This is a genomic window from Pseudonocardia oceanicola (assembly GCF_047200735.1).
In the GTDB taxonomy this organism is placed as follows: domain Bacteria; phylum Actinomycetota; class Actinomycetes; order Mycobacteriales; family Pseudonocardiaceae; genus Pseudonocardia.
The window spans coordinates 361,264-384,098 of the sequence record NZ_JBJZON010000002.1 but is presented as its reverse complement, the minus strand read 5'-3'; the positions used below and the strand labels follow the sequence as shown (position 1 = coordinate 384,098).

General features: G+C 75.7%; 17 protein-coding genes and 2 pseudogenes. 11 read left to right on the top strand and 8 right to left on the bottom strand.

The window, feature by feature from the left end; genetic code table 11:
• Window positions 1-25 precede the first annotated feature (25 nt).
• The 4 genes from ACL02T_RS06065 to ACL02T_RS06050 form a co-directional block, all read right to left on the bottom strand.
• Window positions 26-805: a DUF4142 domain-containing protein gene (locus tag ACL02T_RS06065; protein WP_412829660.1), complete on the bottom strand. Its 780-nt coding sequence runs from the start codon at window positions 803-805 to the stop codon at window positions 26-28.
• Between the two features lie 109 nt (window positions 806-914).
• Window positions 915-2,294: an aldehyde dehydrogenase family protein gene (locus ACL02T_RS06060; RefSeq protein ID WP_412829659.1), complete on the bottom strand. Its 1,380-nt coding sequence runs from the start codon at window positions 2,292-2,294 to the stop codon at window positions 915-917.
• A gap of 339 nt (window positions 2,295-2,633) precedes the next feature.
• The gene (locus ACL02T_RS06055) at window positions 2,634-3,485 is read right to left on the bottom strand and encodes an exodeoxyribonuclease III (RefSeq protein WP_412829658.1); all 852 of its coding nucleotides are present in this window, start codon (window positions 3,483-3,485) and stop codon (window positions 2,634-2,636) included.
• A 55-nt stretch (window positions 3,486-3,540) separates the two neighbouring features.
• The gene (locus tag ACL02T_RS06050) at window positions 3,541-4,596 is read right to left on the bottom strand and encodes a potassium channel family protein (protein WP_412829657.1); all 1,056 of its coding nucleotides are present in this window, start codon (window positions 4,594-4,596) and stop codon (window positions 3,541-3,543) included.
• Window positions 4,597-4,671: 75 nt separating this feature from the next.
• On the opposite strand from ACL02T_RS06050, the gene ACL02T_RS06045 reads away from it, so the two are divergent.
• A complete protein-coding gene (locus ACL02T_RS06045; protein WP_412829656.1) occupies window positions 4,672-5,028 on the top strand; it encodes a DoxX-related protein in 357 nt (118 codons plus the stop codon).
• Between the two features lie 3 nt (window positions 5,029-5,031).
• Here ACL02T_RS06045 and ACL02T_RS06040 read toward each other — a convergent pair whose 3' ends face one another.
• Window positions 5,032-6,105, bottom strand: coding sequence for a saccharopine dehydrogenase family protein (locus ACL02T_RS06040; protein ID WP_412829655.1), 1,074 nt, complete (start codon window positions 6,103-6,105; stop codon window positions 5,032-5,034).
• Window positions 6,106-6,205: 100 nt separating this feature from the next.
• Here ACL02T_RS06040 and ACL02T_RS06035 point away from each other — a divergent pair, with 100 nt between their 5' ends.
• From ACL02T_RS06035 to ACL02T_RS06000, 8 genes and pseudogenes are all read left to right on the top strand, one after another.
• On the top strand, window positions 6,206-7,300 hold the full coding sequence (locus tag ACL02T_RS06035; protein WP_412829771.1) for a sensor histidine kinase: 1,095 nt from the start codon (window positions 6,206-6,208) through the stop codon (window positions 7,298-7,300).
• Entirely contained in the window at window positions 7,297-8,097 is an 801-nt protein-coding gene (locus ACL02T_RS06030; protein ID WP_412829654.1) for a LytR/AlgR family response regulator transcription factor, read from the top strand. The genes ACL02T_RS06035 and ACL02T_RS06030 overlap by 4 nt, the downstream gene beginning before the upstream one ends.
• A pseudogene (locus ACL02T_RS06025) lies at window positions 8,030-8,188 on the top strand (hypothetical protein); the annotation flags it as partial. The gene ACL02T_RS06030 and the pseudogene ACL02T_RS06025, both read left to right, overlap by 68 nt.
• Window positions 8,139-8,303 carry a pentapeptide repeat-containing protein gene (locus tag ACL02T_RS06020; protein WP_412829770.1) on the top strand — a complete coding sequence of 55 codons (165 nt, stop codon included), beginning with the start codon at window positions 8,139-8,141 and terminating at the stop codon, window positions 8,301-8,303. The pseudogene ACL02T_RS06025 and the gene ACL02T_RS06020, both read left to right, overlap by 50 nt.
• Complete coding sequence (locus tag ACL02T_RS06015; protein ID WP_412829776.1) at window positions 8,300-8,848, top strand: hypothetical protein; 549 nt, start codon at window positions 8,300-8,302, stop codon at window positions 8,846-8,848. Before ACL02T_RS06020 ends, ACL02T_RS06015 begins: the two co-directional genes overlap by 4 nt.
• A pseudogene (locus tag ACL02T_RS06010) lies at window positions 8,845-10,502 on the top strand (sodium/solute symporter). The gene ACL02T_RS06015 and the pseudogene ACL02T_RS06010 overlap by 4 nt, the downstream one beginning before the upstream one ends.
• A 172-nt stretch (window positions 10,503-10,674) precedes the next feature.
• On the top strand, window positions 10,675-11,043 hold the full coding sequence (locus tag ACL02T_RS06005) for a DUF485 domain-containing protein (RefSeq protein WP_412829653.1): 369 nt from the start codon (window positions 10,675-10,677) through the stop codon (window positions 11,041-11,043).
• The gene (locus ACL02T_RS06000) at window positions 11,040-12,683 is read left to right on the top strand and encodes a monocarboxylic acid transporter (protein ID WP_412829652.1); all 1,644 of its coding nucleotides are present in this window, start codon (window positions 11,040-11,042) and stop codon (window positions 12,681-12,683) included. The genes ACL02T_RS06005 and ACL02T_RS06000 overlap by 4 nt, the downstream gene beginning before the upstream one ends.
• A gap of 87 nt (window positions 12,684-12,770) precedes the next feature.
• Here ACL02T_RS06000 and ACL02T_RS05995 read toward each other — a convergent pair whose 3' ends face one another.
• From ACL02T_RS05995 to ACL02T_RS05985, 3 genes are all read right to left on the bottom strand, one after another.
• Window positions 12,771-16,103, bottom strand: a complete 3,333-nt coding sequence (locus ACL02T_RS05995; RefSeq protein ID WP_412829651.1) for an ATP-dependent helicase — start codon at window positions 16,101-16,103, stop codon at window positions 12,771-12,773.
• A 76-nt stretch (window positions 16,104-16,179) separates the two neighbouring features.
• On the bottom strand, window positions 16,180-17,127 hold the full coding sequence (locus ACL02T_RS05990; RefSeq protein ID WP_412829650.1) for a glycoside hydrolase family 16 protein: 948 nt from the start codon (window positions 17,125-17,127) through the stop codon (window positions 16,180-16,182).
• Window positions 17,128-17,328: 201 nt separating this feature from the next.
• Window positions 17,329-20,766, bottom strand: coding sequence for an ATP-dependent helicase (locus tag ACL02T_RS05985; RefSeq protein ID WP_412829649.1), 3,438 nt, complete (start codon window positions 20,764-20,766; stop codon window positions 17,329-17,331).
• A 315-nt stretch (window positions 20,767-21,081) separates the two neighbouring features.
• Here ACL02T_RS05985 and ACL02T_RS05980 point away from each other — a divergent pair, with 315 nt between their 5' ends.
• Window positions 21,082-21,855, top strand: a complete 774-nt coding sequence (locus ACL02T_RS05980) for an alpha/beta fold hydrolase (protein WP_412829648.1) — start codon at window positions 21,082-21,084, stop codon at window positions 21,853-21,855.
• Between the two features lie 84 nt (window positions 21,856-21,939).
• A complete protein-coding gene (locus ACL02T_RS05975; RefSeq protein ID WP_412829647.1) occupies window positions 21,940-22,218 on the top strand; it encodes an MGMT family protein in 279 nt (92 codons plus the stop codon).
• The last annotated feature ends 617 nt before the right edge of the window (window positions 22,219-22,835 follow it).

Sequence of the window (22,835 nt, the reverse complement as noted above, 5' to 3'; positions counted from 1 at the left end):
GGAAGCGCGGTCTGCGGCCACGGTTCTAGGCGCGGCGGCGCGAGCGGGCCGCGGTGTGGCCGCCCGCACCGAGCAGCACCAGCCCGGAGCCGGCGAGGACGATCGGGAGCAGGTCGTCGGAGTCGGCCGCCCGGCCACCGGTGCCGGCGTCCACCGAGCCCGGCGTCGAGGCACCCGCGGCGGTCGACGCCTCCGAGACCCTGGCGGCGAGGGCGTCGAGCTGCGCCAGCGCGTCCCGCGCGGCGGCCTTGGCGTCGGGCGACGCGTCCGGGTCGTCGAGCACCGCCTCGGCCGCCGCACGGGCCTGCTGGAGCGTCGACTGCGCGGCCTGCAGCCACGCGACGTCGAAGGGCTGCCCGCTGCGGGCCCGGAGGTCGGCCATCAGCGCCTGCTGCTGGGCGTCGAGCTGGTCGCCGAGCACCACACCCTGCGCCGAGGCCTCCTGCGTGACCCGGTCGAGCAACGCCTGACCCTGCGAGGTCAGGTCCGCGGCGAGCCCCGTGACCTGGTCACCGACACCCTTGTCCGTGCCGAGCCCGCCGAGCGCGACGAGCCCGAGTGCGCCCTGGTTGGCCTGCCCGAACGCCTGCTGTGTGGCGTCGGGGGCCTGGCCCCCGCCCGTGTTCCCGCCCGTGTCCCCGCCCGGGGTCGGCGGCGCGACGCTCCCGGTGGGTCCGGGCGGCTCCTGCTCCGAGCCCGACCCGCAGGCGGCCGCGCCGGTCAGTGCGATCGCCGCGAGGGCGGTCCCGGCCGCCGCGCGGGTGAGGCGAGTGGTCATGACGTTCCCCCGGTATGTGCTGGTCACGGGCCGAGTATCGGGTCGCGGTGCCCGACCGCAACCGCGCGCAGCTCGATCGGGTGATCCGTCGGCCGGTCCCCGGCACCGCCGGTTGACGCAGGCCCGGTGCGGGTAGTCAGCCGCTCTTCGGCGGGGACGCGAGGTGCACCACGGTCGTCGTCGTCATCTCGTCGAGCAGCTCCGGCCCGTAGCCGAAGCCCTGCCCGCTGGCCCCGCGCGGCTCGGCCGCACCGCCCGGCGCGCCGCCGAACACGGCGTTCACCTTCACCGTCCCGACCGGCAACTCTCGCCAGGCCCGCTGGGCGTGCTCCATGTCCGGGGTGAGCACGGTCGCGGCCAGTCCGTACCGGTCCGCGGCCGCCTCGCGCAACGCGGTGTCGAGGTCCGGCACCTCGCGCACCGGGGCGACCGGCCCGAACGTCTCCTCCGACAGCACCGCCATGCCCGGCGTGCAGCCCCTCAGCACGGTCGGCGGGTAGAACGAGCCCGGACCGGCGGCCGGTTCGCCGCCCGCGAGGAGGCGCGCGCCGTCCTCGATCGCCCCGCGGACGTGCGCGTGCACGTGCTCCCGCTGGCGCTCGTCGACGAGTGGGCCGATCCGCTCGGCCCACTTCCCGGCCTCGGCCACGAGTGCCTCGCAGAAGGGCTCGGCGACCTCGGTGTGCACGTAGATCCGCTCCACGGACACGCAGATCTGCCCGGCGTTGGCGAAGGAGCCGAGCGCCGCCTGCTCGGCGGCCCACGCCGGGTCGACGCCCGCGTCGACGATCAGGGGGTCGTTGCCGCCGTTCTCCAGCAGCGCCTTCGCCCCGGTCCGCGCGCACGCCGCGGCGATCGCGCGACCGGTCGCGGAACTGCCCACGTGGGCGACGACGTCGACCTCCTCCGCCCCCGCGAGCGCCTCGCCGACCGGCCCGTCGCCGTCGAGGATCTGCAGGACGCCCTCGGGCAGGTGCGCCGCGAGCAGCTCGGCGAACCGCCGCCCGGTGCGCGGGCAGCGCTCGCTCGGCTTGTGCACCACGGTGTTCCCGGTGACGAGCGCGGCGCCGAGCAGGCCCGCGGCCACCGCGACCGGGTCGTTCCACGGGGTCAGCACGGCGACGACTCCCCGCGGCGCGTGCACCATCAGGTCCGTCGCGCCCCACCCGCCCTGCAGGCTGCGGCCGCGGTGCAACGGCCCCAGCTGCGCGTACTGCTCCACGGTGCCGATGCCGGCCTCGACCCCGCCGCGGGAGTCGTCCGGGGTCTTGCCGGTCTCCCGGGTGTTCAGCTCGGCGAGCTCGTCGGCGGCCGCGCGGACGGCGTCGGCGGCGGCCCGGACGGCCGCGGCCCGCTCGGCGGGGGCGGTGCGCGCCCAGCCCGGCGCGGCCGCCCGGGCCGCGGCGAGCGCGGCCCGGACCTCCTGCCCGCCGGCGACGGGCACCGGCTCGAGGGTCTCGCCGGTGCGCGGGTCGGTGAGGGTCAGGGTGCGGGTCGGTTCCAGGACAGCCGTCATGCGCAGCGGCTACCCACGCCGAGGAGAAGTACGCGCGGCGCGGTGTCTCGCGGTGTCTCGCGGTGTCCTCAGTGCACGTTCCGTGCCGACGTCCGCTCCGCACGCTCCGCTCGGCGCCGACGTTCGCCCCGCTCAGTACCGAGGGCTCGCTCCGCTCAGTACCGAGGGCTCGCTCCGCTCAGTACCGAGGGCTCGCTCCGCTCAGTACCGAGGGTTCGCTCCGCTCAGTACCGAGGGCTCGCTCCGCTCAGTACCGAGGGCTCGCTCCGCTCAGTACCGAGGGCTCGCTCCGCTCAGTACCGAGGGCTCGCTCCGCTCAGTACCGAGGGCTCGCTCCGCTCAGTGGTGCTTGAGCTTCGCCGGGGTCGAGGGCGGCGGCACGACCGGGCCGATGTCCCCGTCCGGTGCCTCGTCGAGGTCGACCATCACCGGGGCGTGGTCGCTGGGTCCAGAGCCCTTGCGCGCCTTGCGGTCGATCCACGCCGCCCGGGTGCGGCCCGCCGGGTCGGTGCCGCACAGCACGAGGTCGATCCGCATCCCCATGTCCTTGTGGAAGCGGCCGGCGCGGTAGTCCCAGTAGGAGAACACGCGCTCGCCCGGCCACCGGTCCCGCACGACGTCGCTCAGCCCGGTCGCCTGCAGCGCGCTCAGCGCCTCCCGCTCCGGCGGGGTCACGTGCGTGGACCCGACGAACAGGTCGGGGTCCCAGACGTCGGCGTCCGTCGGTGCGATGTTCATGTCGCCGGCGACCACGGTGTGCGCGGTGTCGCCCGCGGACACCATGTGCCGCAACGCCTCCAGCCAGCGCAGCTTGTAGCCGTAGTGGGGGTCGTCCGGGGTGCGGCCGTTCGGGACGTAGACCGAGGTGACGCGCAGGCCCCCGCAGGTGGCGGTGATCGCACGGGCGTCCGGGGCGTCCGAGTCGAAGGTGGGTTCCTCGGGCAGCCCGCGCACCACGTCGGACAGCCCCACGCGCGACAGCAGCGCCACCCCGTTCCAGCGGCCCTGCCCGTGGTGGGCGACCTCGTAGCCCCGCTCGGCCAGCGGGCTGTCGAACTCGGCGGCCCAGTCGGCGTCGGACAGCTTGGTCTCCTGCAGGCAGACGACGTCCGGGGCCCGCTCGTCCAGCCAGGGCAGCAGCCGCGGCAGCCGGGACTTCGCGGAGTTCACGTTCCAGGTGGCGAGGCGCACGAACGGCGACCCTACGACCCGGGGCCGCCGCGCCGCGCGCCGGATCCGGCCCGGGTCAGTCCTCGTCGGGCGCGGTGGCCTTCCGGACGTAGAGGAGCCGGTCGCCCCGCTCGAGCGCATCGACCGCCGCCGCGTCGACCCGGTACAGCTCGTCGCCGCGCACCACGCCCAGCACGATGTCGGCGAGGTGCCGCGGGGAGCCGCCCACCTCGTCGGACTCGACCTCGCGCTCGCTGATCGCGAACCCGGCCTCGGGGGTGAGCAGGTCCTCGACGACCTCGACGACGCTCGGGGTCCGGGTCGCCACGCCGAGCAGCCGGCCGGCCGTCTCCGCCGAGACGATCACCGAGTCCGCGCCGGACTGGCGCAGCAGGTGCACGTTCTCCGACTCCCGCACCGCGCAGACGATGCGCGTCTTGGGTGCCATCTCCCGAGCGGTCAGGGTGACGAGGACGGCGGTGTCATCCCGGTTCGTCGCCACCACGATGGCCTTCGCCTGGTGGGCGCCGGCGATCCGGAGCACGGCCGACCGGGTCGCGTTTCCCGTCACCGTGACGAGACCGAGCGCGGAAGCCGCGTCGAGCTGGGCGCGCTCGGTGTCGACCACGACGATCCGCTCCGGCTCCTCCCCGTCGCCGAGGAGGGTCTCGACGGCGGCCCGGCCCTTCGTCCCGTACCCGATGATGACGGTGTGGTCGCGCACGCGTGACCTCCAGCGCTGGATCCGGATCGACTGCCGGGAACGTTCGGTGAGCAGCTCGACGGTGGTCCCGACGAGCACGATGAGGAACAGCAGCCGCAGCGGAGTGATCACCAGCGTGGTGAGCAGCCGCGACATCGCGGTGTAGGGGACGATGTCGCCGTAGCCCGTCGTCGACAGCGACACCGTGGCGTAGTAGACGGCGTCGTTGAACGAGATCGGCCCCTCGCCGTTGTTGTCGATGTAGCCGTCGCGGTTGAAGTAGACGATCAAGGCGGCGGCGAAGAGCGCCCCGAGGGCGACGGCCACCCGTTTGAGGAGCGCGACGAAGGGGCCCTGGGGATTGTCGGGCATCCGGAGGGCGCCGATCACCAGCTGATCGACGGGCAGGCGGCGGGGCCGATCACGCATCGCGGGGAGACTAGCGTCCCGCGTGTCGGGCGCGGGGACGGGCGGGGGTCACGATCCGCTTGCGATCATGCCGGCATGACCCCCTCCCGGCCCCTGGCGGCGCTGCTCGGCACGACGGCCGTGGCGCACGCCGTCGTCCCCCGGTACCTCGACGCGATCGTCCCGGCCGCGTTGCCCGGGACCCGCCGGTTCTGGACCTCCGTCTCGGGTGTCGCCGAGGGCGCCGTCGCGGCGGCCGTGGCGCTGCCGCGGACCCGGCGGATCGGCGGGTATGCCGCCGCGGCGCTGTTCGTGGCCGTGTTCCCGGCCACTGTGCAGATGGCGCGGGACTGGTCGGACCGGTCGCCGGCGCCGCGCGCGGTCGCGTACGGGCGGCTGCCGCTGCAGGCGCCGCTGGTGCTGTGGGCGCTGCGGGTGGCGCGGGGCGCCTGACGGTCAGCCGGCCCGCAGACCGGCGGAGGCCGCGCCGTCGACCAGCGCGTCGAGCCCGAAGGCACTCACGGGGTCCAGGGCACCGGCGCCGGTGACGCCGCGCTCGAGGGCACGCGCGGCGCCCCACGCGAGCAGGTCGGCGGTGAGCGCGTAGGGGTCCGGGGCGGCCAGCCGGGTGCGGGCGACGAGCGTGCCGTACTCGTCGAACACCTCGGCGACGACGTGCGAGCGGCAGCGCGCCAGCGCCTCGGCAGAGGGGGCGCGCGGCAGCCGGTCGGCGAGCACGCCGAGGCCCGCGAGCAGAGGTGCGGGCGGCCCGGGCAGCCGGCTGGTGGCGTGCACGGCTCCGGAGAGCGCACCGAACCAGCCGAGGTGGACGTCGACGGTCCGCAGGCCGGGATGCAGCCGCGGCAGCGCGAACTGCTCGACGCCGCCGATCGAGATCCCGGGCCGCGGCCGGCCGTCGACCTCGTAGGTGCGCAGCCGCGCACCCGCGCCCTCCGTCCGGAGCGCGCCGTGCCGGAACGTGTGTCCGGGGGTGCCCGCGATCCCGACGAGCGACCGCACCGTGCCGCGGGAGAACAACCGGCCGCGGCCGGACAGGAAGTAGCCGACGTCGACGCGCGCGGCGCGCTCCCCCGCCTCGCGCAGCGCGAGCGCCCCGGCCAGCACACCGGGCACGTAGTCGTGGCCGAACGCGGTGAGCAGCCGCGCACCGGAGCGCTCGGCGGCCGGGCCCTGCAGCTCGAACACCTCGCGGAGGAACGGCGGCTCGCCGGTCGAGTCCAGGTAGGTCGCGCCGGCCGACACCGCCGCGGCGAGCGCGGCCCCGCCGAGCCGGGCGAACGGCCCGACGGTCGTGACCAGCACGTCGTCCGGCCCGACGAGGGCGGCGACGGATCCGGTGTCGGTGACCTCGGCCGTCGCCGTCGGGCAGCCGAGGCGCTCGCCGAGGGCCGCGAGCCGGCCGGCGTCGCGCCCCGCCAGCACGGGCCGCACCCCCCGGGCCACCAGGGCCTCCGCGGTGCGCCCGCCCGTGTAGCCGGTGGCGCCGAACAGCACGATGCGTCCGCTCACGCCGGCACACGGTAGTGCGGTGATCGCGCCGGACACCGGACGGACCGACCCGATCCGCAACCGTGCCCTCGCCGGGGCGGCACCTTAGGCTGTGCGCGTGGTGACCGAGGACACGCCCGTCGCACGCCGGCGACGGCTGTTCCGCCGGGCCGGCGGCCGGGCCACGGACGCCACGGAGGTCCTTGCGGCGGGCTCGGCGATCGCCGCGGACCTGCGCGGCGGGCTCGCCGCGCGGCCCGGCGACCTCGGCCCCGACCCGGTGGCGCGCGCCGCCCGTCGGCTGCGGGCCCTCCTCCGGGCCGACGCCGTCGGGCTCGCGGACCTGCACGGGGAGCCCGCCTGGGCGGGGCACCCCGACCCGCAGGCCGACGAGCTCGTCGAACAGTCCCGCAAGGACGGGCACCGGGCCGCGCGCGGAACGACCGTGGTGCTGCCCCTGCAGGTCCGCGGGGAGCCCGCCGGGGTGCTGGTGGTGTGCGGCGACGTCCCCCGTGCGACGGCGCGCCGGGCCGCGGACTGGGTCGCGGAGGCGCTCGAGCGCGGCCGGCTCGAGGCCTCGGCGACCGCCGCACAGGAGGCGGAGCTGCGGGCGCTGCGGGCGGAGATCTCCCCGCACTTCGTCTACAACGCGCTCACCACGATCGGCTCGTTCGTCGACAGCGACCCGGACCGCGCCCGCGACCTGATCCTCGACTTCGCCGAGTACATCCGGCACTCCGTGGCCCGCCGCGGCGACTACACCACGCTCGCCGGCGAGTTCCGCGCCGTCGAGGCCTACCTCGCCCTGGCCCGGGCGGTACTCGGCGACCGGCTGCGGGTGCAGGTGCGGATCGCGCCGGAGGTGCTGCCGGTCGCGCTGCCGTTCCTCGCGCTGCAGCCGCTGGTGGAGAACGCCGTGCAGCACGGCGTCGAACGTCGCAACGAGGGCGGGTCGGTGCAGGTCAGCGGCGAGGCCCAGGGATCGGAGTGCGTGATCGCGATCGAGGACGACGGGCCCGGCATGGACCCCGAGGCCGCCCGCGCGGTCCTCGCCGGAGCGGGCCCGGGCGACGGGCTGGCCCTGACCAACGTGGACCGGCGGCTGCGCGCGGTCTACGGCCCGCAGTACGGGCTCGTGATCGAGACCGCGGTCGGTGCCGGCACCCGCGTGGTGATGCGGGTGCCGCGCTTCCAGCCCGGGGTGGTGGCCTCGTGAACGGCGCAGCGGCGGGCGGGCCGAACGGGGCCCGGCTGCGGGTCCTGGCGGTCGACGACGTCGCCCCCGCCCTCGCCGAGCTGACCCGGCTGCTGGCCGCGTCGTCGTCGGTCGAGGAGGTCGTGCCGGCGGCCGACGCGCTCACCGCCCTCAAGCTGCTGCAGGCCCGCCGGTTCGACGCCGCCTTCCTCGACATCTCCATGCCGGGGATGGACGGCCTGGAGCTCGCCTCGCTGCTGTCCCGGATGACCGACCCGCCGGAGATCGTCTTCGTGACGGCGTTCGAGGAGCACGCCGTGTCGGCCTACGGCGTGGGCGCGCTGGACTACCTGCTCAAGCCGGTCGCCGCGGAGCGGCTCGACGCCACCCTCGCCCGGGTGCTGCGGGTCGCGCGGGCGGCGGATCCCGCGCCGGCCGCCCCGGCCGTCGACGAGCTGGCCGCGGTGTCGGTCGAGCTCGGTGGCCGGACCCGTTACGTGCGCCGCGACGACGTCCGGTTCGTCGAGGCCCAGGGCGACTACGTGCGGTTGCACACCCGCAACGGCTCGCACCTCGTCCGGATGCCGATCTCGCGGCTGGAGGAGCACTGGTCGGGCGTCGGGTACGTGCGGGTGCACCGCAGCTTCCTGCTGGCCGTGCACGCGGTGCAGGAGCTGCGCAGCGACACCAGCGGCGGGCTGCTCGCCCACACGGACGCCGGCGACGTCCCGGTGAGCCGTCGACACGCCCGTGAGCTGCGGGAACGCCTGCTCGAGGCCGCCACCCGCGGCGACTTCTCACCCGGCCGGCCGCGGTGAGCGGCACGACGGTGCCCGGCGTGCGGGTGACCCGCGTGCGGATGTCCGGGGTGCGGATGTCCGGGGTGCGGATGTCCGGGGTGCGGATGTCCGGGGTGCGGATGTCCGGGGTGCGGATGTCCGGGGTGCGGATGTCCGGGGTGCGGGTGTCCGGGGTGCGGGTGTCCGGGGTGCTCGGCCCGGAGGTGGCCGGGGTGGCGGGATGAGCCGGCAGCGGCGGGTCGCGGTGACCAGCCCCCAGACCCGGGTGGCGCTGGCCGCCCGCCGGGGCGTGTCCGCCGTGCCGCGCACGCTGACCGGCGACGAGTTGCACACCGCGGCGCGGATCCGGCGCCGCCAGCTGCGGATCGCCGCGAGCACGCTCGCCGCCGCCGCGCTGCTGCTGGTCGGGCTGCCCGTGCTGCTCGACGTGGTGCCGGTGGCCGTGCGGGTCGGGCCCGTGCCCGTCGTGTGGGCTGCGGTCGCGCTGCTGCCCTACCCCGTGCTCGCCGGGCTGGCGCACTGGCAGCTCGTGCGGGCGGAGCGGACCGAGCGCGGGGCGGACCGGGGCAGGGCGGACCGGGGCAGGGCGGACCGGGGCAGGGCGGACCGGGGCAGGGCGGACCGGGGCAGGGCGGACCGGGGCAGGGCGGACCGGGGCAGGGCGGACCGGGGCAGGGCGGACCGGGGCGGGGCGGACCGGGGCGGGGCGGACCGGGGCGGGGCGGACCGGGGCGGGGCGGACGCGGAGCCGCGGGACCGCGCCCGGTGATCGCGTTCGCCGTCGTCCCGGTCGTCCTGGCGACCCTGCTGATCGGGGCGCGCGGCGTCGCTGCCCTGCGATCCACCTCGGACTTCCTCGTCGCGTCCCGGCGCGTCTCCCCCACGCTCAACGCCGCCGCCGTCTCCGGGGAGTACCTGTCGGCGGCGTCGTTCCTCGGTATCGCGGGGCTCGTCGTCAAGAACGGGGTGGGGGCGCTCTGGTACCCGGTCGGCTTCACCGCGGGCTACCTGCTGATGCTCGTGCTGGTCGCGGCCCCGATGCGGCGCACCGGCGCGCTGACCGTGCCGGACTTCGCCGAGGCCCGGCTCGGCTCGCCGGGCCTGCGCCGGTTCAGCGCCGTCGTCGTGCTCGTGATCGCCGGGCTCTACCTGGTGCCGCAGTTCACCGCCGCGGGCCAGGTCCTCACCCTGGTCGGCGGAACCCCGCACTGGGTCGGGATCGTGGTCGCCGGCGCGGCCGTGAGCGTGACGCTCGCGCTCGGCGGAATGCGCGCCGCCACCTACGTGCAGGCCTTCCAGTTCGTGCTCAAGCTGCTGCTGTTCATCGTCCCGGCGATCTGGCTGGCGGTCTCGGCGGGTGCCGGGACCCGCGCGGAGGCACTGCGGCCCGCCGAGTACAACGCCTTCCCTCGGCCCACCGAGGTCACGTTCCGGCTGGACACCCGACTGCAGGTCCGCGAGCCGGTCACCGTCCTCGCCGACGGGGCGCCCGTGCGGCTGGAACCGGGCGAGCACGTCGCACCGGGCGACGCGACCTGGGTCTTCCCCGAGGGCGCGGCGGTGCCGGAGATCGCGGGTGCGGCGCTGCCGGGCAGCGACACCTGGCAGCACCCCTGCTCGACGGCGGGGACGGGCACCCGCTGCTCGCCACCTGGTCGATCCTGGTCGCCACGGCCCTGGGCACGATGGGGCTCCCGCACGTCATCGTCCGGTTCCACACCAGCCCGGACGGCCGCGCCGCCCGCCGGACGGCCGCGATCACGGTCGGCCTGCTCGGGTCCTTCTACGTGTTCACCGTCGTCTACGGGCTGCTCGGCGGCGTGCTGCTGCCGGAGCTGTACCTGTCCGGGGCGACGGACACCGCCGTGGTCGCGCTGCCGTCGCGCGTCGACGGCGGGACGACCGGTGCCGTGTTCACCGCGCTGCTCACCGCGGGCGCCTTCGCCGCGTTCCTCGCCACCTCGCTCGGCCTGCTGCTCGCGCTGGCCGGGGCGCTCGCGCACGACCTCCTACCCGGCTCGCTGCGCCGGCTGCGGCTGACCGCCCTGCTCGCCGCCGGGGTGATCGTGCTGTTCGCCCTGCCCGCCGGGCGGATCGACGTCGGCGCGGTCGTCACCTCGGCCTTCGCCGTGGCCGCGTCGACCTTCTGCCCAATGCTGGTGCTCGGGATCTGGTGGCGGGGGCTGACGGCGCGCGGCGCGTTCGTGGGCATGGCCGTGGGGCTGCTGTCGTCGGCCGGGGTGATGGCGCTGGGCCTGCTCGCGCGACCGGAGCCGGGCCTGGTGGCGCTCCTGCTCGGCCAGCCGGCCCTCTTCTCCGTCCCGCTCGCCTTCCTCACGATGATCGTGTTCTCCCGCCGCGACCGACCACCGCCCGGCGGCGAGGCCGCGATGCTGCGCCTGCACCTCGACGAGCGGACCTGATCGACCGCACCGCTCGTCGCAGGATCCGACCGTTCGTCGGCCGTTCGTCGTCGGCGCTTGCGGTGTGTCGTGCGTTACTTCCCCTCGCGGGGTGGTCCGGATGTGCTGTGCCCGGAACGACCCGGTCCGTCCGGGTCCGCTGCCCGTTGATCCCACGATGCGAGGAGGCACCGTGAGCACCACCGAGTCCGGGCCCCCTGCCGGCGAGAACCCGGCGGGAGGCACCACGGAGCGGCCCGACTGGACAACGGTCCAGCAGAGCCCCGAGTTCCAGGCGCTCCGCAGCAGGTTGCGGCGGTTCATCTTCCCGCTCACCGCGGCGTTCCTCGCCTGGTACCTGCTGTACGTGGTACTGGCGAGCTACGCGGCCGGCTTCATGTCGATCAAGCTCGTCGGCAACATCAACGTCGGCCTGGTCTTCGGGCTGCTGCAGTTCGTGTCCACGTTCGCCATCACGACCTGGTACGTGAAGTGGGCGGACAAGAAGTTCGACCCGCACGCGGAGGCGATCCGCGAGGAGATCGAGGGGGTCCGCAAGTGAGGCTCCTGGCGCAAGGGGTGGAGGGTTCCAGCCCGCTGCTCAACATCAGCATCTTCGCCGCCTTCGTGATCATCACGCTGGCGATCGTGATCCGCGTGAGCAAGAAGGCGTCGAGCGGCGCGAGCGACTTCTACACCGCGGGCGGAGGCTTCTCCGGCCCGCAGAACGGCATCGCGATCTCCGGCGACTACCTGTCGGCGGCCTCGTTCCTCGGCATCGCGGGTGCCATCGCCCTCAACGGCTACGACGGCTTCCTCTACTCGGTCGGCTTCCTCGTCGCCTGGTTGGTGGCGCTGCTGCTCGTCGCCGAGCTGCTGCGCAACACCGGCCGGTACACCATGGGCGACGTCCTGGCCTTCCGGATGCGCCAGCGTCCGGTCCGCGCCGCGGCGGCGACCTCGACGCTCGCGGTCTCGTTCTTCTACCTGCTGGCCCAGATGGCCGGCGCGGGCGGGCTCGTCGCGCTGCTGCTCGACGTCACCTCCAAGACGGGCCAGTCGATCGTCATCGCGATCGTCGGCGCGCTCATGATCGCCTACGTGCTCATCGGCGGCATGCGCGGCACGACCTGGGTGCAGATCATCAAGGCGGTGCTGCTGATCGTCGGCGCCGGCGTGATGACGCTCTGGGTGCTCTCGCTCGTCGGCTTCAACCTGTCCGCGCTGCTCGGCGACGCCGTCGAGCGGGCCGGCGCGGCCGGCGAGAAGCTGCTCAACCCGGGCGCCCAGTACGGCAAGAGCGGGACCACGCGGCTCGACTTCATCTCGCTCGGCCTGGCCCTGGTGCTCGGCACCGCGGGTCTGCCGCACATCCTGATGCGCTTCTACACCGTCCCGACGGCCAAGGAGGCCCGCCGCTCGGTCGTCTGGGCGATCTGGCTGATCGGCATCTTCTACCTGTTCACGCTGGTCCTCGGGTACGGCGCGGGCGCGCTGGTCGGACCGGAGACGATCAAGCAGGCTCCGGGCGCGGCCAACTCGGCGGCCCCGCTGCTGGCCTACGAACTGGGCGGTACGGTCCTGCTGGGGCTGATCGCGGCCGTCGCGTTCGCGACGATCCTCGCGGTGGTCGCCGGTCTCACGATCACGGCGTCGGCGTCGTTCGCGCACGACATCTACATCAACGTGATCAAGCACGGCCAGGTGCAGGACGAGCAGCACACCGAGGTCAAGATCGCCCGGCGCACGGCGGTCGTGATCGGCATCGTCGCCATCGCTGGCGGGATCCTGGCCAACGGCCAGAACATCGCGTTCCTCGTGGCGCTCGCCTTCGCCGTCGCGGCCTCGGCGAACCTGCCGACGATCCTCTACTCGCTGTTCTGGAAGAGGTTCAACACCAACGGTGCGCTGTGGAGCATCTACGGCGGTCTGACCATCACCCTGGTGCTGATCATCTTCTCGCCGGTGGTGTCCGGGAAGCCGGTCGATCCGGTGACCGGGCGGAGCCCGTCGATGCTGCAGGGCGTGGACTTCCACTGGTTCCCGCTCGACAACCCCGGCCTGATCTCGATCCCAGCCTCCTTCCTGCTCGGCTACCTCGGCACGGTGCTGGCGAAGGAGAAGGCGAACACGGACAAGTACGCGGAGATGGAGGTCCGCTCCCTCACGGGTGCCGGGGCCGAGAAGGCGGTCGCGCACTAGGCACGCACAATGGAACCATAATGCGATTCCGGGGGTACCTGGGAGCGCATTATGGTTCCATAGTGCTTTTCGGGGGCCGCTTTTCGCTCAGGGGTGTTCGGGGATGCCGCGGACCATGGCGTGCAGTTCCTCGGCCGTCTCCAGGTCGGCGGGGCGGAGCGTGACGCCCTCGCGCACGTAGTGGAACGCCGCCCGCACCCGGTCCGGCGGCACCTCGGCCAGCGCCGCCCAGGCCAGCCGGTACACCGCGAGCTGGACCCCGACGGCGTGGCGGCGCGACTCGTCCGGCACCGCACCCGTCTTCCAGTCGACGACGGTGAAGCCGCCGTCCGGGTCGACGAACACCGCGTCCATCCGGCCGCGCACCGCGACGCCCGCCAGCACCGTCTCGAAGGACACCTCCGCCTCGACCGGCACCCGGTCGGCCCACTCCGAGGCGAGGAAGGCCTCCTGCAGCTCGGCCAGCTCGGCGTCGGACGCCTCGCCGGCCCCCTCGTCCGCCGCGCCCGGCAGCTCGTCGATGTCGAGCAGCCGCTCCGCCCCGAACCGTTGCTCCAGCCAGGCGTGGAACGCGGTGCCGCGCCGCGCGTGCGGGTTCGGCGGCAACGGCAGCGGGCGGCGCAGGCCCGCGGCGAACGCGTCGGCGTCGGCCGCGAGCTCCACGAGCTGGCTCACCGACACGTGACCCGGCAGCGCGACGGACGGGCGCGCGATCCCGGCAGCCCGCTCGGCCAGCAGCACGTCGACGTCGGCCGCCCAGCCCTCCGGGTCCGGTTCCTCCACGGGCTCCGGCTCGATGTCGAGGCTCAGCTGGTCGGTCTCGCGGGCCCGGCGCCGCTCGGCCCGCCGCGCCCGCTCCTGCGTACGGACCGCCTCCCGGACCAGCTCGGCGCCCTCGTGCACCGCTCCCGCGCGCGGACCGAGCGGGTCGGCCGGCCACTCCGCCGTGACCTGCTCGGCCAGCACCGGGTTCTCGGCGCCCTCCTCGGGAGGCTCCGCCCACACCTCGGGCTCCACGACGGCGCGGAGCTCCTCGAGGAACGGCGACGGGCCGCGCGGCTTCGCGCCGGTGGCGCCCCAGTGGTGACCCGAGCAGAGCAGGACGTGCTCGGAGCGGGTGAGCGCGACGTAGAACAGCCGCCGCTCCTCGGTCTTCCGGCGCTCCTCCAGCGCTGCGTCGTGCTCGTCGAGCGCCAGCTCCACCTGCTTGCGGTCCGGCTCCGGCGGCAGGTACAGGCCGGGCAGGTCGTCGGCGTCGCCCCGCAGCGGGACCGGCAGCTCGGCCACCCCGGTGAGCCAGGTGCCGGACATCCGCCGGCCCGGGAAGACCTGGGTGACCAGGTGGGGCACCGCCACGACGTCCCACTCCAGGCCCTTCGCGGCGTGGACGGTGAGGATCTGCACCCGGTCCTCGGCCACCTCGACCTCGCCCGGGGACAGCCCGTCCTCGGCCTTCTCTGCGGTCTCCAGGTAGTCGAGCAGGGCGGGCAGGCTCGCCACCTCGGCCCCGGCCGCGAAGTCGGCGACGACGTCGGCGAACGCGTCGAGGTGCGCACGACCGGCCGGACCGGGCCGGGCCGCGGTCTCGACGTCGAGCAGCAGCACCCGCTCGACGTCGGCCACCAGGTCCGTGAGCGGCGCCGAGGCCCGCGACCGCAGCCAGGACAGCTCGCGCGCGAGCCGGGTGATCCGCGCGTATCCGGCCGGGGAGTACCGCTCCGGCTCGCCCGGGTCGTCGAGCGCGTCGACCAGGCCCGCCTGCTCGGCCTGCTCCCCGGGCAGCGCGCCGAGCGCGAGCTCCTCCGGGGGCAGCGGGCCCGGACGCGGGGGCAGCGGCGGCACCAGCTCGCGCGCCCGCGCCCACAGCGCGGCCAGGTCGCTCACGCCGAGCCGCCAGCGGGCGCCGGTCAGCAGCCGGACCGCCGCCGGCCCCGCCAGCGGATCCGCCACGATCCGCAGGGCGCTGACCAGGTCCCGGACCTCCGGGGTGTCGAGGAGCCCACCGAGCCCGACGACCTCCACCGGCAGCCCCCGGTCCCGCAGGGCCGCGGCGAGCGCGTCCATGTCGCCGCGGCGGCGGACCAGGACCGCGGAGGTGGGCGGGGCCTCGCCGGCCGCGTCCCGGGCGCGCCACTGCCCGGCGACGCCGTCGGCCACCCACGCGACCTCGGCGACGACATCGGGGTGCAGCGCCACCCGCACCTCGCCGGGCACTGCCTTCGGGCCCGGTCGCAGCGCACCGACGGCCACGGAGTCGGGTGCGGTGCGCAACGGCTCGGACACCGCGTTGGCCAGGTCCAGCACCTCCGCAGGATTGCGGAAGCTGGTGAGCAGCCCGTACTCACGGGCGGGCTCGCCGCCGGGCCGCGGGAAGTCGGTGCGGAACCGGGTGAGGTTCCCCGCGCTCGCCCCGCGCCAGCCGTAGATGGATTGGCACGGGTCGCCGACCGCGGTCACCGCCAGCGGCTCCTCGCGCGTGGGCTCGCCGGGGATCCGGCCGAAGAGCGCGCGGAGCAGGACGCGCTGGGCGTGCCCGGTGTCCTGGTACTCGTCGAGCAGCACGGCCCGGTACTGCGCCCGCTCGATCGCGCCGACCTCGGGCCGGGCCTCCGCGACCCGGGCGGCGATCGCGAGCTGGTCGGAGAAGTCCATGGCGCGCTCGGCCGACTTGCGCCGCGCGTACTCCTCGACCAGCGGCAGGAGCTCCGTCCGCAGCCGCTGCGCCCCCATCCGGTCCCGGTACTTCTGCGACGGCTCGGCCCGCTGGCGCTTGCCCGGCGGTGCGTTCTCCAGCACCGCGAGCAGGCCGGCGGTGAAGGAGCGCAACCGCTCCGGCTCGACGAGGTGCTCCCCCAGCTCCCCCGCCAGCGCCAGGAGGTAGCCGGTCACCGTGGCCGGCACGCGGTCGACCTCAAGGTCCGCCGCCCACGACGAGACGACGCGGTGCGCGAGCTGCCACGCCGCCGTCTCGCCGAGCAGCCGCGACGCCGGCTCGGCGGGCAGCCGCAGCGCGTGCTCGGCGACGAGCCGGCCGGCGTAGGCGTGGTAGGTCGCGACGGTCGGCTCCCCGGCGAGCAGGGCGGCGCGCCGCCCGCCGCCGGGGTCCAGCTCGTCGAGCAGCGGGGAGCCGGCGAGACGGCGCAGCCGCGCCCGGACGCGCGTGCCGAGCTGCTGCGCGGCCTTGCGGGTGAAGGTGAGCCCGAGGACCTGCTCGGGCAACACCTGCCCGGTCGCCACGAGCCAGACGACGCGGGCCGCCATCGTCTCCGTCTTGCCCGCGCCCGCTCCGGCCACGACCAGGGCGGACTCCGGCGGCGCGGCGATCACCGCGGCCTGCTCCTCGGTCGGCGGCGGCACCCCCAGGGCGTGCGCCAGCACCGTGGGCGCGAGACCCGTGGCGGGAGCGGCGGCGAGCGTCACGGCACCTGTCTACCCGACGGCACCGACAGATCCGGCCGGCCGGGTGCGGCAGTGGGGACGAGAGTGCGGACGGGGCTCAGGCGGCCTGGCCGGGCAGTGCCGAGACCCGCAGGTAGTCGACCTGCAGCCGGGTCTCCGTCGGGGTGGTGTCGTCCGGCGCCGCGAGCCAGTCCTTCGCCGGACCCTGGTCCAGCTGGATGGTGGCGTGCATCGGGGTGGTCGGGATCATCGCCTTGTCGGTGGTCTCGAACGTCTTCCTGCCGTCGACGTAGGCGGTCAGCCGGTCCGGCAGCCACTCGAACGCGAACGTGTGCCACTGCGAGAAGTCGCCCGCGGTGGCGTCGCCGAACGTCTTGTTGGCCGATCCCCCGTAGTGGATGATCGTGTGCGCCAGGTCCCGGTTCTCCCCGGGAACCTCCATCATGTCCAGCTCGCCGTCGTCCGGCCACCTCTCCGAGTCCGGCCAGAGCAGGATCGCCGAGCCGAAGCCGCGGCCCTTGTCGGTGCGGGCGCGGAACTCCCAGCGCCCGTACAGCTGTCCCGTGGCATGGGCGACACCACCCGAGACGCCGCCGTCCCCCGGGCGGGCGGTGATCGTGAGCGCACCGTCGACCACCGACACCGCGTCGGGACTGCGCCGGCCGTTGCCGAAGGCGCCGACCGAGTCGTAGGTGCCCCAGGAGCCCTCGTCGAGGGAGCCGCCGGTGAACTCGTCGCCCCCGACGCGCACCCAGGCGACGCCGGAGGACGCGACCGCGGCCTGGTTGACCCCGTTCGGGGCGGCCTTCCTCGTGGTGCTCGGCCTCGGCGACGACGTGGTGGTCGGCGCCGGCGTGGGGGTGGCCGAGGTCGTCGGCGGGGTCGTCGGCGGGGTCGTCGCGGTCGTGGTGGGCGCGGCGAGCACCGCCCCCCGCGAGGAGTCGGCGGCGGTGCCCAGCTCGGGCTCGACCGCGGAGCCGCACGCGCTGAGCACGAGGGCCAGCAGGCCGGCGACGCCGACGGCACGGGCACGTTGGCGGAACACGGGAGCCTCCAGGAACCGGGACCGTCGCGTCGCCGGGCAGGGAGCTGCGGCGCGGCGGGAGAAGCGCATGCGGGACGCGTCCGAACCTAGCGCGACCACCCGCCCGGGTGACTCGTCACGCTCCGAGCGGCCGAGGGGGCGCGCTGCGCGGTCGTCGCAGGTCGGGTGGGCGGTCGTGACGGGTGGGCGGGCCCGCCCGGCTCACTCCTCGACCACCGACCGACCGGACTCGACCGCGGGACAACTCACCCGAACGGGGCAACGGTCGCAGTCCGGTCCGACACGTGCGACGTAGGCCGGGCCGGCCGTCTGCCGCGCCGCCTCCCAGACCACCTCGCGCCACTGCTCGGCCGCGCCGGCGTCGAGCGGGGGTTGGACGGGTTCCTTCGGCGAGCCCGTCGACTTGCGGTCGGCCACGAACACCAGCCGGGCGCCGCCCGGGGAGGCGCCCGCGCCCACCAGGTCCGAGAAGGCACCGAGGGTCGCGGCGAGCTGGTAGACCGCCAGCTGCGGGTGCTCGACCGCCGAGGCGGCGCTGACCGCGGTCCGCCCCGTCTTGACGTCGACGACGACCGGGCGGCCCTCCGCGTCGACCTCCAGCCGGTCGACACGGCCGCGCAGACGCACCGTGGGGCGCGGCGTGCCGACCTCGATCGCCTCCGGGTCGTCTCCGGCGATGTCGAGCTGCACGGGGTGCTCGACGGCCACCAGCCGCAGGCCCTGCTCCCGGCTCTCCCGGAGCCACTGTGCGTAGCCGGCGAGCATGCCGCGGACCCGGGCCAGCTCGCGGCGGCCGTACCAGGGCGCGCCGGCGTCGAGCCGGGCCCAGGCGGTGCGCAGTGCGGCATCGAGCTCGGCCGGATCCGCGCCCGCAGCCTCCGCCTGCACGAGGGCGTGGACGAGCGATCCGGTGACGGCCGAGAGCGCGCCGGTCTCGTTGCCGCCGTGCCGCTCCAGCACCCACCGCAGCGGACAGGACAGGATCCGCTCGATGTCCGACGGCGACACGGGCACGATCTCGCCCGCCGGGCGCAGCGGGGTGTCGGCGGACGGCTCGGGCAGGCCGTACCAGTCGTCGGGGTGGGCGCCGGGCACCTTCTGCGCGGCCAGCCGGGCCAGCTGCGCAGCCGCGCGGCGCCGCCGGGCCGCCCGCGCCGGGTCGCCGTGGTCCGGCTCGGTGACGGCGCGGCGCAGCTCGCCGACCAGCTCGGCCAGCACGAGCGCGCGGCCGGGCCGGAAGGTGGGCCGACCCTCGGTCGCGTCGGCCGGCAGCGGGTCGAGCTCGTCGAGGAAGCGGGAGGGCTGCTCGTCCTCGGCGTGCACGGCGCTGACCAGCAGCGTGCGCCGGGCCCGGGTGCACGCGACGTAGAACAGTCGCCGCTCCTCGGCGAGCAACGGGGCCACCCGCGAGACCACCGCACCGGGACCGGTCGGTTCGGCGACGCCGGCGACGACGTCGACCAACCGCTCGTTGCCCAGCAGGCTGCCGCACAGCCGCAGGTCGGGCCAGCTGCCCTCCTGGACACCCGGCACGGCGACGACCTCCCACTCGCGCCCCCGGGCGGCGTGCGCGGTGAGCAGCGCGACCGCGTCCTCCCGCGGGGCGCCTGCGGTCTGGGTGTCCCCGGGCAGGTGCTGGTCACCGAGGTAGTCGGCGAAGCCCGCGACGTCGGCGCCCGGCAGCCGGTCCGTGTACCGGGCGGCGGCGTCGAACAGCGCGAGCACGGCGTCGAGGTCCCGGTCCGCGGCCGCGCCGACGGGGCCGCCCCGAGCGCTGGCGGCGGCCCAGCGACGGGCGAGCCCGCTGCGCTGCCAGACCCGCCAGAGCACCTCCTCGACCGTGCGGCCCTCGCCGGCGGCCTGCGCGGCCGTGGCGAGCAGGGTCGACACCGCACGCAGTGGGGCGCTGTCGCCGGGCGGGAGAGCGGTGAGCGGGTCCGGCCGGCCTGCCGCGGCGTCGCGCAGGGCCTCGACCAGCAGCGGGTCGCTGCCCACCCGTTCCACGTCCTCCGCGGAGAGGTCGTGCGGATCGACGTCCCCACGGGGTGGGTCGAGGTCCGCCGGACGGCGCCGGCCCTCCGCCCCCGCGGCGTGGAGGCGCAGGAGGCCGCGGCGCAGCCGGCGCATGCGCATCGGGTCGCCGGAGCCGAGCGCCGAGGTGAGCAGGGCGGTGGCCGCGTCGGCGTCGATCGTCTCCGGACGGGTGGCGGCGCGCAGGATCAGCAGGAACGGCAGGACCGCGGGCTGGCGGGCGAGCGGCAGCTCCTCGGGCGGTGCCGCGATCGGGACGCCCGCGGCCACCAACGCGCGGCGCAGCGCGGGCAGGGTCCGCCGCGCCGATCGCGACAGCACGGCCATCTCCGACCACGGCACGCCCTCGACGAGGTGCGCGCGGCGCAACCGGTCGGCGATCCAGGCCGCCTCCGTGGCCGCCGACGAGAACGTGCGGACCAGGACCGAGCCGGGATCCGGGACCTCCGGGGACGGCGCCGCGGGCGCGACGCGCAGCCGGCCCTCGCCCGACCCGGACAGCCGCGACGCCAGTCGGGCCCCCGCCGCGCGCACCGCGTCCCGCTGCCGGTGGTCGACGGTCAGCACCGCGGTGGGCGCCGCGACCGCGCGCAGGCCGTCCGGGTCGGCGCCGCGGAACCCGAGGACGGCCTGGTCGGGATCACCCGCGATCAGGGTGCTGCTCGCGGTGCGGGCCAGCACCCGCACCAGCTCGAGCTGCTGCGGGTCGAGGTCCTGCGCGTCGTCGACCAGGAGGTGCCGGATGCGCTCCCGCTCGGCGTGGAGCAGTTCGGGATCGGAGGCCAGCGCGTCGAGCGCCGCGGCGACCAGCTCGGCCGAGTCGAGGGCCGGCGCGGTGGCCTGCGGCGCGGCCCGCCCCGCGGCCCCACGTAGCAGGATCACCTGCTCGTAGGTCCGGAAGAAGCGGCCGGCGGCCGCCCACTCCGGCACACCGTGCCGCTCGCCGAGGGCCAGGAGCTCCTCGGGGCCGAGGCCGCGCTCCTCGGCGCGCAGCAGCAGCTCGCGCAGCTCGGCGGCGAACGCCGGAATGCCCAGCGCCGGCCGGAGCCGCTCGGGCCAGCCCGAGCCCGGGACGCTTCCGTTCCAGTTCGCGATCTCCCCGGCCAGGAGGTCGCGGACCACCGCGTCCTGCTCCGCGCCGGCGAGGAGCCGGGGCGGCGGGTCGCCCGCCCGCGCGGCGTACAGCCGAATGATCCCGAACGCGTACGAGTGCACCGTGCGCACGAGCATCTCGCGCGAGGTGCGGGCCTGGACGGCGGTGGCGGCCGGATCGTCCGGGTGGATCCGGCCGACGAGTCGGTCGCGCAGGTCCGCCGCCGCCCGGCGGCTGCCGACGAGCAGCAGGATCCGGCCCGGGTCGACCCCGGCCCGGACGCGGCGCGCCACGCTCTCCAGCAGGACCGTGGTCTTGCCGGTGCCCGGCCCGCCGATCATCCGCAGCGGACCGGTCCCGTGGTCGAGCGCGCGCCGCGCCGCCGCCTCCCACTCCGGCTCCGGGGCCGCGGGCCGGGGCGGGCGGACCAGCAGCGGCCCCTCGGCCGCGCTCGCGCGACCACCGCCGACGGGCAGGCCGTCGACCGCGGCACGGCGGGCGGGATCGGGGGTCACGGTCCGAGATTCGACCACGCCCCACCGACAGTTTCGAGCGGGGTCGCGTGTCGCGCGATCTTCAGTCGCGGGTGGCCAGGGTCGCGGGTCGCGAGGTCGCGAGGTCGCGAGGTCGGGAGGTCGCCGCGGGGATGATCCTTCCGAGAGTGACAGGAACGTCCTCCCGACGACGCTCGCGTGACGCCCGCGCGCTCTCCCGTCCGGTAATCGTTCCGAGCGGCACCTCACTGTCGCGCCAGCAGAACTCCTGTGGCGCTCGCGGCCCGGCTGTGGATCACGGCCGATTCCGTCGGGGCGGGGTGGCACGATCGCCCCATGCCCGAAGCTCCCCTCCACGTCCACCTCGCCGGCGACCCCGCCGGTGCGCCGGTGCTCGCCCTGCACGGCGTCACCGGGCACGGCCTCCGTTTCCGGCCACTGACCGAGGCGCTGCCGGCGCTGCGCTGGCTCGGGGTCGACCTCCGCGGGCACGGGCGGTCGCCGTGGGTGCCGCCGTGGCACCTGGAGCAGCACGTGGCCGACGCGCTCGGGATGCTCGACGCGTACCGGATCGAGCGGGCCGCGGTCGTCGGGCACTCGTTCGGCGGGGCGATCGCGGCGCACCTCGCGCGCACCGCGCCGGAGCGGGTCACGAGGCTGGCGCTGCTCGACCCGGCGCTCGGGCTCGACCCGCAGGACATGCTCGAGACCGCCGAGGAGTCCCGGGCGGACGAGTCCTTCCCCGATCGGGCGGCCGCACGCGCGGCCAAGGCGGAGGGCTGGGCCGGGGTGCCGGCGGCGCTGGTCGACGCCGAGGTCGAGGCCCACCTCGAGGAGCGCGACGGCGCCTGGCGCTGGCGCTACTCGCGGGCGGCGCTCGTCGCGGCATGGAGCGAGATGGCGCGCGAGGCGGTGGTGCCGCCGGCGGGCCTGCCGACGCTGATCATGCCTGCCACCGGCGCCGACTTCGTCTCGGAGAAGTGGCTCGAGGCCTGCCGGGCCGAGCTGGGCGAGCAGCTCACGGTCACCCCCGTGAACACCGGGCACATGCTGTACCTCGAGCGGACCGCCGAGGTCGCGGCGCATCTGCGGGGATTCCTCGAGGGCTGAGGGATCTCGAGGGCCGACGGAACTGGAGGGCCGACGGAACTGGAGGGCCGACGGAGCTGGAGGGCCGAGGGGATCTGGAGGGTCATGGACGAGGAGACGCTCGAGCGGGTGCGGGCCGTCGTCGCGGGGATCCCGCCGGGCGCGACGAGCACGTACGGGCGGGTCGCCGCCGAGGCCGGTATCCCCGGCCGGGCCCGGCTGGTGGGGCGGATCCTCGCGGAGGACGGGCACGACCTGCCCTGGCACCGCGTCCTGCGCGCCGACGGCACCTGCGCCCCGCACATCGCGCAGGAGCAGTCTGCGCGGCTGCGGGCCGAGGGTGTGCTCCTCGTCGACGGCCGACTCCCCCGCGACCGGCGCTGATCAGCGATCCCGTGCAGTCGAGGTCGAGGGCCTTCATCCGGCCCACCCCCGACGATCACGGAAGACGCAACTCCCCGACGACCTCCACCACGATCGGCAGCCGGGTGCAGCGACGGCACCCCTGCGAGCCGTGAGTGCACGCACCCCGCGATCACAGGCACCGCATCCCCTGACGATCGCCGACCACGTGCGCAGACGGCCCTCACTCCAGCCCCCGGCGCACCCAACTGGCGATCATGAAACGCCGCACGAGCTGCGTGCGGCGCGCTTGCGGACGACCGCGGACCCGGTGCGCGGAGGGCTTCCACCGGCCGACCATGATCAGCAGCCGGGTGCAGTGACGGCCTCCCGGCGAGCCATGGGTGCAGGCGCACAACGATCACGGACGGCGCAGGTCGGGATGATCGCGGTGTGAGTGCGTCGAGGGTCTGCGCACCGGCCCCTGGCGCACCCACCGACGATCAGGAACCGAGCCGCGCCTCTGCGACGGCCCCGACCATGATCAGCAGCCGCGTGCTACCACGGTCCCTCAGCGAGCCGTTGCTGCACGCACTCGACGATCACCTCGCCGCGCGAGCACGATCGCACCCCGCCCCCTTCGTCGTGAGTGGCGATGG

Excerpts from the sequence above, each read along its gene's own strand:
- ACL02T_RS06060 (WP_412829659.1), bottom strand. The coding sequence starts at position 2,294 with ATGACGGCTGTCCTGGAACCGACCCGCACCCTGACCCTCACCGACCCG.
- ACL02T_RS05980 (WP_412829648.1), top strand. The coding sequence starts at position 21,082 with ATGCCCGAAGCTCCCCTCCACGTCCACCTCGCCGGCGACCCCGCCGGT.
- ACL02T_RS06015 (WP_412829776.1), top strand. The coding sequence starts at position 8,300 with ATGAGCCGGCAGCGGCGGGTCGCGGTGACCAGCCCCCAGACCCGGGTG.
- ACL02T_RS06050 (WP_412829657.1), bottom strand. The coding sequence starts at position 4,596 with ATGCGTGATCGGCCCCGCCGCCTGCCCGTCGATCAGCTGGTGATCGGC.
- ACL02T_RS05975 (WP_412829647.1), top strand. The coding sequence starts at position 21,940 with ATGGACGAGGAGACGCTCGAGCGGGTGCGGGCCGTCGTCGCGGGGATC.
- ACL02T_RS06020 (WP_412829770.1), top strand. The coding sequence starts at position 8,139 with ATGTCCGGGGTGCGGATGTCCGGGGTGCGGATGTCCGGGGTGCGGATG.
- ACL02T_RS06045 (WP_412829656.1), top strand. The coding sequence starts at position 4,672 with ATGACCCCCTCCCGGCCCCTGGCGGCGCTGCTCGGCACGACGGCCGTG.